This is a genomic window from Hamadaea sp. NPDC050747, from assembly GCF_040654195.1.
In the GTDB taxonomy this organism is placed as follows: Bacteria; Actinomycetota; Actinomycetes; order Mycobacteriales; family Micromonosporaceae; genus Hamadaea.
On record NZ_JBFAHM010000002.1, the window covers coordinates 410783 to 423822 of the forward strand.

Below are 13040 nucleotides of genomic sequence, written 5' to 3' on the forward strand. Positions count from 1 at the left end.
CCCACAGGTAACGCCAAGGGAAGGGGCGGCCGCGAACGGCCGCCCCTCAACTTCGCCTGTGGATCAGGCCGGGCAGGTGTCTCGATAGTCCGAGATGGCCAGCCCGGACGGAGCCGGGCAGAGCCAGGGGTCGTAGCGGGTGTCGTCGTCGACGTACCGCTTCAGCCAGGACACCATCGACACCGCCACGGTCGTGTTGACCGTCTGCGGGAAGAAGTGGCTGGCGCTGCGCAGCTCCAGGTACGCCTTCTCCGACGACGCCGGGATGCTGGTGTAGAACGGGATCGAGTGGGTCGCGACCGGCGCGACCGTGTCCGCCTGGCCGCCGATGATCATGGTCGGGACCTGCACGCCGCTCCACGTCTTGTCCGTGTTCCACGGTGCGAGCGGGATCGCCGCCTGCAACGAGGGCCGGGCGTTCGCGGCCCAGAGCGTACCGCCGCCGCCCATCGAGTGCCCGGCCACCGCGAGCCGGGTGCGATCGACGCGGGTCCGCACCGAGCTGGAGTTGACCAGGTAGTCCAGCGCGGCGAGCAACTGCTGGCCGCGACTGGTCGGCTGGTCGTAGATGGTGTTGGTCTCGATGCCGATCACCACGAACCCGTGCGAGGCCAGGCGCGGGCCGAGCCAGGCGAGGCTGGACCAGGTCGCGGTGAAGCCGGGCGAGATGGCGATGCCGCCGAACGTGCCGTCGGCCGTGGTCGTCGGGTAGTAGATCCGGCCGCCGCCGAATCCGGTCACGAGCGACGACACGCTGATCGACGAGGTCGCGTACGGTCCGCTGCTCGCCTCGAGGATCGCGTCCGTCGGGTTCGGTCCCCGCTGGTACGGGTTGAGCGCGTGCGCCGGGCTCGCCACGGCCGCGCCGACCGCGAGAGTCAGCGCCAGCGACAACATGGCCAGCAGCCGGGATCTGCGAAGGTGCATCTGTCCTCCCGGGGAAAGTGGCGCGTCCACCGCTGGGGGGAGCGACAGTGGAACGAGCCGAGAACATTGACAGATGCGATTGTTTTAGACCGGCCGGTCGCCGCGCATCGGCGAAATCACCCGTCTGGCGGATCAATCACGCCGCTGCCACGTGGCGACGCACGCCTCGTTGCCCTCCATGTCCGCGAGGACCCACCAGGCCGGCGCGTGCTCGTCCGACACGAGCCGCCCGCCCGCGACGAGCGCGGCCGCGATCCGCGCCTCGGCCTGATCATGGGGCACCCAGACATCCAGGTGTACGCGATTGCGCTGCGTACGGGCGGTGTCCATGACCTGGAACCGGATCGAGGGACCCCGGTCGCGGGGGTCGGCCAGATCCTCCTCGCCGACGATCCGGTAGCCCAGCAACGCCGCCCAGAACGGCAGCACGTTGGCCGGGACGAGGGCGTCGATCGTGAGGTTGTACCCCTGCAACGGGTCCGGGTCGGCCGCGATGCCGAGGTCGCGGGCGGCCGCCGAGATACGCCGGGCCAACACCACGTCCCGCTGGCTCAGCCCGTCGACGTCGTGCGTCCAGAGGCGTACCGTCACGCCGGGATAGCGCAGGTCGACGTCGGGATGATGATCCGCCTCGTCGGCCAGCCGGCCGATCTCCGCGACCAGGGCGACCCCGGTGGCGAACGACCCGGTCGCGAAGTAGGCGCACGCCCCGCCGAACAGCACCCGCCAGTCCCCGACCCCCTCGGCGTCGTGAAACTGCCCTGCCGTGATCCGGTCGGTCATCGCCCCACCGTAACCCCGTACGCAGCACCGGCTCGTCATGCCGCGCGGTCGCCGCGTAGGTGTCGCGGCGTTGTCGCGCGGGAGTACGCCGGGCTCGCCCGAACGACGAGCCCGGCGTTCCCCGTGTTAGCGGCGCATCAAGGCGAACACACCCCACCCGAGGTACTCACGCCGGAAACGGGCGTACCTCGCCGGTCCCTCGCGGAGTTCGGCCCGCATCGACTCGGCCAGCTCGTCGTCGGGGTTCTCGTCGAGCCAGCGGCGGATGGACAGCCATTGCGCCCCCGCATAGCGGTCCCAGCTGTCCTGGTCGGCCAGCACCATCTCGACGACGTCGTAGCCGAGGTCGCCGAACTGCTCGAGCAACTCCGGCAACGCCCGGAAGTCGTCCTTGTTGGACGTGTGATTGGCCTCGACGGTCTGCTGATCCGGCGGGTCGAGCCGCCAGTAGGGCTCGCCGATCAGCATCAGGCCACCCGGGCGGAGGCTGCGTTGCAGCAGCTCCACCGTGCCGGCGACACCGTTGCCGATCCAGGTCGCCCCGATGCAGGCGGCGAGGTCGACCGGTTCGTCGGCGACATGGCCCGCCGCGTCACCGTGGACGAAGCGTACGCGGTCGGCGACGCCCAATTCGGCGACGCGGGCTTGGGCGGCGGCGGTGAACGCGGTGCTGATGTCGACGCCGGTGCCGGTGAGTCCGTGGTCTCGGGCCCAGGTGCACAGCATTTCGCCGCTACCGGAGGCGAGATCGAGGGCGCTCGTCCCGGGCGTCAGGCGCAGGGCCCGACCGAGGATGCCGAGCTTCTCAGGACTGAACGGATTGTGGATGCGGTGACCGCTTTCGCGGATGACGAAGTGACGTGGAAGATCCACGATGGATGCTCCTTGGATTGGCTGGGATCAGGACAGAACCATGGGGTCGGCCGGCCACAGGGGCCGACGCTGCCTGAACCGTCATCCAATGCACCTCATCAGGTCGTGGCTTCACAGACGCGGCCACGATACGCGCGTACGCCCGGCCGGTCACCCGATTTCTCGGGGACCGGCCGGGCGTCGGACGGTTGTCAGTTGGTGGCGGCCGGCGCGCTACTGCCGCCGAACAGTTCGGGGACCATCGAGGCGACCGCCGCGATCGCGGCGAAGACGGCCGCCCAGCCGAAGGAGGTCTTCAGCGCACTGCTGTCGGAGAGCCAGGCGATGCCCCAGCCCACGAAGCCCAGGGCGCCGACGATCATGCCGACCCACTTGCCGGTCTTGACGTTGTCGGCGATGCCGGCACCCAGGCCGTTGGCCGCGGCGACGGTGAAGACGGTCGCCGCGACGAGAAGGGTGGTCTTGACGCCTTCACCGTCGGCGGCGGCGAAGCCGATGAAAGTACCGACCGCGAGGACGAGGCCGACGCCGGCGCAGGCGTAGCCCCACTTCTGAACGTTGCTCATGTCACCCTCGATTCGGGAGAGGCGATGGGGTTGCAAGCACCGTACGCCCGGAGTGAGTGAGTGACTGCGCTCCGTCACCTAATTGACTGGCATCGACGTCATCCGTTCCGGGTCAGGCCTTCGAAGGACCCCGCGAACAGCCGATAGGCTCGGTCCACATCGGCCGGATCCGCTCCCGCGACCAAGTCGAGCAGCAGCCCCCGCACGACTGCGACACCCACCCGGACCGCCTCCCGGGGTACGCCCGGCGCCAGCGCGGCACCGCTGTCCAGCCAGGGTTCGGTGAGCCCGCCCAGCAACCGGTCCGTGCCCGCCGCCCCTTGCGCCGCCAGGCCGAGGACCTCGAAGAACAGCCGGACGAACGGGCGTACCTCGGGACTGCTGACGCGCTCCCACAGGGCGAGCATCAACTCCTGGGCCGACTCGTGACGCGCGGCCAACTCCCTCATCAGCTCCCGCTGCTGCCGTTCCACCGCCTCGACGATCGCCGCGAGGAGGCCCTCGTGCGTACCGAAGTGGTAGAGGAGCATCCGGTGGCTGCTGCCGATGCCGTCGGCGATCTCCCGAAGGCTCTTGCCGCCGATGCCGTTGGCGGCCGCGTACGCCGTCACCCGATCCAGCATCTCCGTCCGCGCACTCGACATGTACCGAATGGTACATTGACCTCATGCGTTGGGAGAACACGGTCACGATCGACGCGCCGACCGGCCGCGTCTGGGACCTCACCACTGATGTCGAGAACCTGCCGTCGGTGACGCCGACCATGCGCCGCGTCGTACGCCTCGACGACGGGCCGATCCACGAGGGCAGTCAAGCCAAGATCTGGCAGCCGGCGCAGACCCCGGCGATCTGGACGGTCACCAAGCTCGACCCGTCGCGCGAGTTCAGCTGGCAGACGCGGCGGCTCGGCGTGACGATGACCGGGCGGCATCTGCTCGCCGACGACGGCGACGGCTGTCGCAACACGCTCGTCCTGGAGGTGACCGGACCGGGCGCGAAACTCGTCGGAGCGTTGCTGGGCAAGACTTTCGCCAAGGCGCTGGCGACCGAGAACGCTGGACTCCAACGGGCGGCCACCACCTGAGACACGTGCGGTGGCCGCCGGACTCCCGACGACCACCGCACGACTTGTCCCGCGAACGCGTTGCGACCTACCGGGTCACGGCATCGCGGCCAGGTGACCGTGGACGCTGTTGGCGAACGCGTACCCGTTGCTCGCGTCCCAGTTGATCGACCACGTCATCGCGCCCCGGATGCTCGGCCACTTCGCCGGCGGCACGAAGCTGCCGCAGCTGGTCCCGGCGGCCAGGCAGTCGAGCGCGTTGTTGACGACACTCGGGCTGACGTAGCCGCCGCCCGCCGCCGAGGTCGACGACGGCAGGCCGAGCGCGATCTGGTCCGGCCGCAACGCGCTCTGCAGCTGGATGCAGGCCAGCGCGGTCAGGAAGTTGATCGTCCCCTGCCCGTACGCGAACATCTGGTCGCAGCCGAGCATGCCGCCCGAGTTGTAGAACTGCGTGTGCACAATGGTCAGGATGTCGCGGATGTTCAGCGCCAACGAGAAGTACGCCGTCCCCGTCGACTGCATGTCGATGGTCTGCGGCGCCATCGTGATGAGCAGGCCGTCGCCCGCCTTCGACCGCAGCGACCGCAACGCCTGCTCCATGTAGGTCGCGTTGAGCCCGTTCTCCAGGTCGATGTCGACGCCGTCGAAGCCGTAGCTCGTCATGATCGCGTACACGCTGTTGGCGAAGTTGGTCGCGGCGGTCGCGCTGGACACCGAGACGGTGCCCTTCTCGCCGCCGACCGACAGGATGACCTTCTGGTTGCGCGAGTGGAGGGTCGCGACGTCCGCCTTGAACTGGGCGTCGGTGTAGCCGCCGAGCGCGCTCGATAGGCCGGGGTCGACGCCGAAGGTCACGCCGCCGGCCGAGCTGGGGTCGGCGTTGGCGAACGCGATCGCCACGATGTCGTAGGTCGTCGGGACCGCCGACAGCCGCAGCGGCGCAGCGCCGTTGGTGAAGTTCTGCCAATAGCCCGTGAGCAGGTGTTTCGGCAGGGTGCCCGTGGTGCATCCGGTCGTCGTGCCGGTCACGCTCGCCGAGCCCGACTCACCACTGCTGTTGTACGCGCGAACGGCGTACGTGTGGCTCGTGCAGGCGGTCAGCCCGGAGATCGTCGCCGTCGTACCCGTCACCGTCGTCTTGAGGGTGGCGCCCTCGTACACCCGGTAACCCGTGACCGTCCCGGTCGAGGCGTCCCACGCCAGGCCGAGCGAAGTGTCCGCTGTGGACGTGATGCGCGCGTTGCCGGGCGTACCGGGGACGCCGGTGCCGCAGCCGGTCGTGGTGATCCTGACGCTGCCCGAATGCGCCGACTCCCCCACGCTGTTGTACGCCGTCACGTCGTACGTGTGACTCGTGCAGGCGGTCAGCCCGGAGATCGTCGCGCTCGTGCCCGTCACGGTGCTCTTGAGGGTCGCACCTTCGTACACCCGGTAGCCGGTGACCGTCCCGGTGGACGCCGTCCAGCTCAGCGCGGCCGAGGTGTTGCTGATCGTGCCGGCGACCGGCGTACCCGGAACGCTGGGCACTCCCGCGCCGGCCGTGCCCTGCAGCGAGACGTCGTCGGCGTAGTAATCGCCCGTGCCGTACCAGCCGTGCAGGAACACCTGCGCGCTGCTGCTCGACGCGGTGAACGTGACGGTCAGCTGCGTCCAGTTCGTGGCGCTCGGCGTCCAGGTCGACGTGCCGCCGGTGACGCCGAGGTAGACATAGCTGCCCCGAACCCACGCGGTCAGCGTGTACGAGGTGCCGGACACGACGGACACGGTCTGCGTGCAGTTGGCGTTGTCCGAACTGGACGCGGCTCCCCGCAACGCCTTCGTCCCCGTCCGCACCGGGGTCGTGACGACGCTGCCCAGCCCACCCGAGCAGCTCCACGGACTGAGTACGCCCGTCTCGTAGCCGCCGTTGGACAGCAGTTCGGCCCCGGTCGCCGGGGCGGGCGGGGCAGTCAGTAAGAGGACGGCGGCCGCGACCAGCGCCGTGATACGCGAAAGCTTCATCGTTGCTCCTCCAGCAGAGAACCGAGGAACCTATAAGGAAGCTTTATTAAATATTTGCGGACGTGCCTCCGTCAATGCATCCCGTCAGCGGCGGATCACGGTTGTGCTTGCTTCCGCGAGGCGGGGAAGCATGCACAACCGTGATCCGCACGGAAAATCAGGGACTGGTACAGGACAGGGTCGGGATGCTGTTCGTGCCGCCCGACGTGCCGTTGAAGCCGAACGTCGCCGTCCCGCGCGCGCCGAGCGAGCCGTTGTACGACACGTTCTTCACCGTGACGGCCGATCCGCTCGTCGTCAGCGTGCCGTTCCACAACTGCGTGATCGTCTGCCCGTCGGCGTACGTCCACTTCACGGTCCAGCCCGTGATCGGGGCGCTGCCCGCGGTCACGGTGACCTCACCGCCGAAGCCGCCCGGCCAGGAACTCGTGATCCGGTACGCCGCCGAGCACGCGCCCGTGGACGACGGCGACGTCGACGGAGAGACCGACGGCGAAACGGACGGGGAAACGGACGGCGAGACCGAGGGGGAAACCGAAGCCGAGGGCGATCCGGTCGAGCCGCCGGAGGTCGTGTACGCGGCCGCCGTATACGGCACCGAGCACTGCGACGGGCACGGCAGGCTGAACGAGTACACCCGGCCGCCGTTGATCAGCGCGTCGTTGACGTCGCGTACGCGAATCTGGAAGGTGGTCGCGCCCGAGGTGAGCCCGCCGATGATGTAGGACTGGCCCATGTCGCTGTTCATGGCGGCGGCGTGCCAGGTCCCGTCGGCGAGGTACTCGACGCCGTGGATGCCGTTGGCGAGGTGGGACACCGCGATGGCCGGCCACCACTGCTGCGCCCCCTGCAGGAAACCGATCTTGATGTCGCCGCTGTAGTTGGGCGCGGGCACGAACTGCCAGCTGATGTGCCGGTTGTTCCAGTGGTCCGGGTAGAGGTCGGTCAGGGTGGCGCCGTTCTTGACGAACTTGTTCAGCGATCCCTTGGAGAGGTCGAGGTGGTACGGATCGTCGCGGCACCAGGCGTTGCCGTCGCCGCAGCTGTCGGCGACCAGCATGGTCAGCGTGCCGCCGTTGTACGCGTCGGCGACCCAGGACCCATTGCGGCAGAACGCCTGGTTCGGCGCGCCGTCGTTGACGCCCGTGCAGTAGTCGGCGACTGAGACCTGGACCCAGCGTCCGCAGTTGCGTCCGTTCTCCCACATGCCGGTCTTGGCGGCGTCGGGCACCGGCCGCGTCGAGTACGCGTAGTCGCCCGGGGTGTTGAACACGTTGAGCGCGACGAAGTCTTGACTGTCCAAATTGGCCTGAGGCATCCCGCAGCCGCCGTAGGGCGAACCGAGGGCGTCGAACCAGGTGGCGTTGGCGGTGACCGGCGCAGGCGGATCGGGCAGCGCGAGCGCGGCGCCGGCGTAGCCGACGACGAGCAGGACAGCCGCGAGAACCGTGGAGCGCAGCAGGGTCACGCGCCTCGATCGAGGCACGCGCACGGGGACTTCCTTTCCGGTCGCGCCGTCCTCGGCTCTGGGCGGAGCCGGGCCCGTCCGGCGGGAGTGGACGGCGATGGATGTCCTGACTGTAATCCCGCGTCGTCCCACTTTCGAGTGTCAGCACGTTTCAGCCGCGTGCGTCCCGGGTAGCGGCGGACTCCGTGACGACCGACGAGTACGACGCCGGCAGCCGGATGGGACGAGCCTGGCTGCAGACCGACGACGGGCAGCGCTGGCGGCACGGACTAGGTGGGGGCACGTCCTCGCTGCGGGACGCGATGCGTGCCCTGTCCGCCCGGCACGGGCGGGACTACCAACGCGGTTTCCTCGACGCGACGCAGATCCGGCGGTCGCTGCGCGAACCGCGGCCGATGGCCCGGCGCCCCGAGCGGGTCAGCGTCACGCTGACCGTCGAGGAGGATCTCGCGCTGAAGAGCTTCCGGCTCGGCGACGGCGTCTCCCCCGCCTCCCGCTTGCGCGCGATGCTGGCGGTCTACTGCGCCGACCCGGAGTTCCGCGCCCGAGTCGACCAGGAGGCGAAGGCGGCTCGTGAGGCGAAAGAGCTGAAACGCCCCGGCCGCTGAGCGACCACGCGAAGCGCGTCGCCCAGCGACCGGGGCCGGCCGTCGGTCACCCGGCCGGAGCCAGTGCGGTCTCCTCCGCCGGATCCCGCGCCGCCAGGCACACGATGCTGGCGTGCCGCGCGATCGCGCACGGGTCCGGCACCTCACACCTCGGGCAGGTAGTGCTTCCTTCCGGCGGAGTGTGCGCCGCCAGCAGTTCGCGGGCGGTCACCGCCAGTGGACTGTCCGGTGCCACGACCGGACTGCGCTCCACCGGTGGTGGTGGGACGGCGGCCGCCACCGCCGTCCGTCGTTTGCGAGCCATCACGGCCCTCCCTGTTCGCATTCGCACTGCTCATCCACGCTGCCCGGGGTGGGCAGCCTTCCCCTTGTCAACGAGGGGCAGGTGGGAGCCGTGCCGCGAATCAGGCCGTCCGGACGAGGGGCAGCCGGAGAATCGTCCGGGCGTCCGGCGGCGAATGTGGTCCCGGATCGTCCAGATAGATCTCGTGATACTTCCCTTTGACCGCATAGCCGTGCGTACGGGCGAAATCGCGCAGCATCCGCAACGCGGGCGCCTTGTCGCGCAGCGACCCGGTGTAGAGGACCTGGGCCACCGTGCCTTCGTCGAGACTGGTCACCCCCATGTCCGACAGCAGTCCCTCGGGAACGATGCCCCGCAGGGTGGCCGAGGCCTTGGCGACATCGGCGGTCCCGGTTTCCAGCGGCACCTGTTGCAGCAACGTCCAGCGCCAGGCATGCATCCGCTCCGGGCGCATCGGGCCGCCGTCGGCCGACCACCACAACGCCTCGGTCGGGTGCACCGCGAGTCTCAGGGCGACGGCGACCCGGCGCAACGCGTCGGCGTACGCGGGAAAGGCGTCCGGCGCGCCGTGGCCGTCGAGTGTCAGGTAACGCGTGAGACCGGTCGTGGCGATCGCGGGCCGGGAATCGATCGCCGGCGGTCCGGTCATCAGGATCTCTTCCATTGTTTCGGGCCTCCGTTCCCCACGGCTGTACCCGCCCAGCAGGGACCCGACACTGTTGATCAGTGATTGGTGATCAGTGATTGGGGCGGGCCAGGCTGATCTCCGTGAGGACGGACTTCGCGTCGGTCAGTGCGAGTTCGCCGTCTTCCTGAGCGAGATCGCCGAGGGAGATCACGCCGACGACGCGGCCTGCCTCGACCACCGGCATCCGGCGTACGGCGTGTTCGCACATGATCGCGACGACCTGCTCCAGATCGTCGTCGGGAGCCACGGTCACCACGTCTCGGCTGCACACCTCGCCGACGTGAGTGGTCTCGACGCCCCGCGACTCCGCGATGCCCCGGATGACGATGTCCCGATCAGTGACTATGCCGACTAGGTGCCCTCGGTCGGCCACGAGGAGATCGCCGATGTCGTGGTCGCGCATCAGCCGCGCCGCGTGCACAATCGAGTCGGTCGCCTCGATCGTCACCGGATCGCCGGTCATCACGTCCCCGGCGGAGAGCCGTCCGCTCATCTGGAGCTGCCGGACTGGTCAGGGGCCTCGCTGATGTGCACCGACGCCAGCTTCCACAGCCGCCCGTCGCGTACGCCGACCGCGGTGATCCGGCAGCGCCGCCCGAACGTCTCGCCCTGGTCGTGCCCGGCGCACTCGTGGTCGCCGATCGCGATCGCCGAGTCCCCGTGCAGGCGCAGGTCGACATGGTCGACGGTGAACGTGGTGTGGAACAGCCGGCCGTCTCGCCGGCGGGCCACCCAGGCCGGCTTGTCGAGCACCTGTCCGGCCCGGTCGACCCCCAGGAAGTCGTCGGTCAGCATCTCCTCGACCACGTCGACCAGACCGCGGTACTCGGCCGTGGTCCACAGTCGCAGCATCGCCCGCACGTCGGCCTCGGCGGTGGTCGAACCGGTCCGCGAAGTGGCGCTCGGAGCAGGCAGAACACTAGTCATGACGACCCCTTTCCTCGGTCGTCGCCGCTCAAACCTCAGTCTGCGCCCGTCCGCCGCGCCGCGCCACCGCTCGCGCCGCGGTTCACGCGATCGGCCAGCCGGGCGTCGTCGCGATCCGGCCGTCCGCCGTCACCACCAGCCCCTCATATCCGCCCAGCGTGGCCAGCCACTCCAGTGCACTCCGGCCCCGCGCGAACGCCGCGGTGGCGTACACGTCGGCCCAGAGCAGCTCGGGGCCGAGCACGCTGACCTGCGCCAGGCCGGTCGGGGGACGCCCGGTCCGCGGGTCGACGATGTGCGTACCGCGATGGCGGGTCCCGGACGTCGCGACCGCGCCGTCCCGCAAGGTCACCGCCCGCAGGATCCGGCCGTCCCGCGCCGGGTCCTCGATGCCGATCCGCCACGCGGGCAGACCGCCGGGCGCGTGGACCCGCACGTCGCCGCCCGCGTTGACGCACCAGCCGTGGCCGGTCGGCAGATGCCGCGTGGCCCGCTCCACGGCCCACCCCTTCACCAGGCCGGAAGGATCGGTCCGCGGTGCTCCGCCGAGCGGGTCGGGCAGGGATCGCGCGTCGAAGAATCCACTTGTACGCACAAAGGCGTGATCGCACATCGCCAGCACCCGGCCGAGCAGTGGATCCGCCGCGGCCGGCGTCAGCTCGCCCCGCTGCCAGCGGCTGATCTCGCTGTCGGGCCGATAGGTGCTGAAGATCTCGTCGATCCGCCGCAGGTCGGCGAAGTACGCCGCCACCCCGGCCACGACAGCCGGCGTAGCCGGTTCGGGTCCCCGCAGGTGCACGCTGATCGGCAGCCCCATGATCTGCTCCACCCAGGCCCGCTGGGCGTACGCCGCAGCCGGGGCGGTCATGACAGGTGGGCGGCGTCCAGCGCCGCCTGCAACGACTCGATGTAGCCCTCGCTGGTGACCGTCGCGCCCGAGACCGTGTCGATCTTCGCGCTCTGCTGCGAGATCACCGAATCGTGCAGGATGGGCAGGGCGTACTGGTTGATCTCCTGGTCGCGGTGGTTCTCGGTCGGGTACTCGACCGCCTCCACGTCGGTGATCTTGCCGTTCGCGACGGTGATCCGCACTTGCACCGGACCCCAGCGGGTCTGCGCCACCGAACCGTCGTAGGTCTTGCTCCCGGAGGTGGTGGTCGTGCCGCTCGTGGTGCCGTTGGTGGTGCCGCTGTTGGTACTGCCGTTGTTCGTCGGCTGCTGCCCGGCCGAACCCGATCCGGCGGCGCCCGTGTTGTTCGCGGGCGTCACCGCGACCGTGTCACCGCCGCCCGCGCCCATCGTGCTGGTGCGGTAGCTGAACAACAGCACCACCGCCGCCACCGTGGACAGCAGCCACAACGTGATCCGCCGCATCAGTCTTCCTCTTTTCCAGGCGAAGTGTGTCTACCAGGCGAAGTGCTCGAGGTGGATCCGGTCCGGCGCGACGCCGGCCTCGGCCGCCGTCCGCCGCACCCGAGCCGTCCAGTCGTCCGGACCACAGATGTAGAGATGCTGACCCCGCAGGTCCGCGACGATGCGTCGCAGCGCGGCCAAGTCACCGGATCGGCCGCTGCTCTCGGCGTACCCCTGAGGCAACCAGGAATCCTGGGCGCGCGGGCCGAGGAGCGTGACGACGCGGACCCCGCGACGCGCGGCGAGCCACTCGATCTCGGACCGGAAGGCGATCTCCGCCGCGGACCGTGCGCGATAGACGAGCGTCGCCTCGCCGTCGCGATACGGCAGGTCCCACAGCAGCGCGAGGAGCGGCGTGATGCCGATGCCGCAGGCGATCATCGTGACCGGGCCACCGTGGTACGCCTCGCCGGTGAGCCGGCCGTACGGACCCTCGACCAGGACTCGGGTCCCGGGCCGCAGAGTGGCGACGCGCGCGCTGCCGTCCCCGAGATCCTTGACCGTGATCCGCAGCCGATCCCTCCGCGGCGGCCCCGACAACGAGTACGGATGCGCCCGCGACCAGCCCGGGCCGTCGAGGAACCGCCACTGGAAGAACTGCCCGGCCCGCACCGGCAGCCGCTCCAGCGAACGGCCCTTGAGATAGACCGAGGTGAGCCCCGGCCCTTCCGGGACGACCTCGGCGACCTCCAGCCGATGCCGGGCGGTACGCCAGGCCGGGAGCCCGACGCGGAAGAAAAGGATCGCCGCGGCCGTCGCCGCCCACAACGTCCACCAGTAGACGCGGGCGACCGGCGAGGCGAGGAAGTCGGCGCCGGTCCACAACTGATGTGGCAACGCCAGCCCCACCCCGAGGTATGCATAAAGGTGCAGCAGGTGCCACGACTCGTAGCGCAGCCGCCGCCGCGCCGCCTTGATCGACGTAACCACGACCATGACGATCGCCGCCGCACCCGCCACCGCCAGCAGCATCCCGGGATAGGTCGTGACGAGGTCCCAGAAGGTGTGCAGGACGTTGTCGTGAACCGGCCCGGCGTAGCCGAGCGTGATGAGCACGATGTGCGCCAGCATGAGGTGGAACGAGGTGAACCCGACCCAGCGATGCCAGCGCGCCAGTTGATCCTGCCCGAAAGCCCGCTCGACCCACGGAATCCGGGCGAGCAGCAGCACCTGCAGCAGCATCAGGTCCGAGGCGACCAGCCCGCTCAGCCGCCCGATCGCCGCGACCGCGCCCCAGCCGCCCCCGGCGACCTCCTGTACGCCGCCCTGCGCGACCCACAGCGCTACGACGACGATCACGGTTGACCCGGCCGCGAATCCCGCCACGTCGGCCCACCAGCGCTTCATCTTCACGCCGTCGACGATCCCGGAGTCGCGTATGCGCCCGCTAAGGGATAGCTGTGCCCAGCCTGTGAG

The 13040-nt window shown here is 69.8% G+C and carries 15 protein-coding genes and 2 pseudogenes; 2 read left to right on the plus strand and 15 right to left on the minus strand.

From position 1 onward, the window contains the following. Positions 1 to 63: 63 nt before the first annotated feature. The 5 genes from AB0H43_RS05245 to AB0H43_RS05265 form a co-directional block, all read right to left on the minus strand. A complete protein-coding gene (locus AB0H43_RS05245) occupies positions 64 to 927 on the minus strand; it encodes an alpha/beta hydrolase (RefSeq protein WP_359996780.1) in 864 nt (287 codons plus the stop codon). Between the two features lie 132 nt (positions 928 to 1059). Further along, positions 1060 to 1710 (minus strand): VOC family protein, encoded by a 651-nt coding sequence (locus AB0H43_RS05250; RefSeq protein WP_359996783.1) that lies wholly within the window; start codon positions 1708 to 1710, stop codon positions 1060 to 1062. A 126-nt stretch (positions 1711 to 1836) separates the two neighbouring features. Next, positions 1837 to 2583: a methyltransferase domain-containing protein gene (locus AB0H43_RS05255; RefSeq protein ID WP_359996786.1), complete on the minus strand. Its 747-nt coding sequence runs from the start codon at positions 2581 to 2583 to the stop codon at positions 1837 to 1839. Between the two features lie 191 nt (positions 2584 to 2774). Next, on the minus strand, positions 2775 to 3149 hold the full coding sequence (locus tag AB0H43_RS05260) for a hypothetical protein (RefSeq protein WP_359996789.1): 375 nt from the start codon (positions 3147 to 3149) through the stop codon (positions 2775 to 2777). A 98-nt stretch (positions 3150 to 3247) separates the two neighbouring features. Further along, positions 3248 to 3793, minus strand: coding sequence for a TetR/AcrR family transcriptional regulator (locus tag AB0H43_RS05265; RefSeq protein ID WP_359996792.1), 546 nt, complete (start codon positions 3791 to 3793; stop codon positions 3248 to 3250). 23 nt (positions 3794 to 3816) lie between these two features. On the opposite strand from AB0H43_RS05265, the gene AB0H43_RS05270 reads away from it, so the two are divergent. After that, complete coding sequence (locus AB0H43_RS05270; RefSeq protein ID WP_359996794.1) at positions 3817 to 4233, plus strand: SRPBCC family protein; 417 nt, start codon at positions 3817 to 3819, stop codon at positions 4231 to 4233. Positions 4234 to 4308: 75 nt separating this feature from the next. Here AB0H43_RS05270 and AB0H43_RS05275 read toward each other — a convergent pair. The 3 genes and pseudogenes from AB0H43_RS05275 to AB0H43_RS05285 form a co-directional block, all read right to left on the minus strand. Continuing rightward, positions 4309 to 5208: pseudogene (locus tag AB0H43_RS05275) on the minus strand (chitinase); the annotation flags it as partial. 60 nt (positions 5209 to 5268) lie between these two features. Beyond that, positions 5269 to 6216 (minus strand): annotated as a pseudogene (locus AB0H43_RS05280) (fibronectin type III domain-containing protein); the annotation flags it as partial. A gap of 157 nt (positions 6217 to 6373) precedes the next feature. Further along, entirely contained in the window at positions 6374 to 7684 is a 1311-nt protein-coding gene (locus AB0H43_RS05285; protein WP_359996797.1) for a cellulose binding domain-containing protein, read from the minus strand. A gap of 185 nt (positions 7685 to 7869) precedes the next feature. Here AB0H43_RS05285 and AB0H43_RS05290 point away from each other — a divergent pair, with 185 nt between their 5' ends. Next, complete coding sequence (locus AB0H43_RS05290) at positions 7870 to 8292, plus strand: hypothetical protein (protein ID WP_359996800.1); 423 nt, start codon at positions 7870 to 7872, stop codon at positions 8290 to 8292. Positions 8293 to 8338: 46 nt separating this feature from the next. Here the strand turns inward: AB0H43_RS05290 and AB0H43_RS05295 are convergent, their stop codons facing one another. The 7 genes from AB0H43_RS05295 to AB0H43_RS05325 all read right to left on the minus strand — a co-directional run bounded on the left by AB0H43_RS05295 (position 8339) and on the right by AB0H43_RS05325 (position 12971). Beyond that, positions 8339 to 8596: a hypothetical protein gene (locus AB0H43_RS05295; RefSeq protein ID WP_359996803.1), complete on the minus strand. Its 258-nt coding sequence runs from the start codon at positions 8594 to 8596 to the stop codon at positions 8339 to 8341. Between the two features lie 100 nt (positions 8597 to 8696). After that, positions 8697 to 9260 carry a GyrI-like domain-containing protein gene (locus AB0H43_RS05300; protein ID WP_359996806.1) on the minus strand — a complete coding sequence of 188 codons (564 nt, stop codon included), beginning with the start codon at positions 9258 to 9260 and terminating at the stop codon, positions 8697 to 8699. A gap of 73 nt (positions 9261 to 9333) precedes the next feature. Then, positions 9334 to 9777 (minus strand): CBS domain-containing protein, encoded by a 444-nt coding sequence (locus AB0H43_RS05305; RefSeq protein ID WP_359996809.1) that lies wholly within the window; start codon positions 9775 to 9777, stop codon positions 9334 to 9336. Beyond that, positions 9774 to 10211, minus strand: a complete 438-nt coding sequence (locus AB0H43_RS05310; RefSeq protein WP_359996811.1) for a nuclear transport factor 2 family protein — start codon at positions 10209 to 10211, stop codon at positions 9774 to 9776. The genes AB0H43_RS05305 and AB0H43_RS05310 overlap by 4 nt, the downstream gene beginning before the upstream one ends. A gap of 82 nt (positions 10212 to 10293) precedes the next feature. Next, the gene (locus tag AB0H43_RS05315; RefSeq protein WP_359996814.1) at positions 10294 to 11079 is read right to left on the minus strand and encodes an FAD:protein FMN transferase; all 786 of its coding nucleotides are present in this window, start codon (positions 11077 to 11079) and stop codon (positions 10294 to 10296) included. Next, the gene (locus AB0H43_RS05320) at positions 11076 to 11585 is read right to left on the minus strand and encodes an FMN-binding protein (protein WP_359996817.1); all 510 of its coding nucleotides are present in this window, start codon (positions 11583 to 11585) and stop codon (positions 11076 to 11078) included. Before AB0H43_RS05320 ends, AB0H43_RS05315 begins: the two co-directional genes overlap by 4 nt. A gap of 30 nt (positions 11586 to 11615) precedes the next feature. Next, on the minus strand, positions 11616 to 12971 hold the full coding sequence (locus AB0H43_RS05325; protein ID WP_359997418.1) for a ferredoxin reductase family protein: 1356 nt from the start codon (positions 12969 to 12971) through the stop codon (positions 11616 to 11618). Positions 12972 to 13040: the final 69 nt, after the last annotated feature.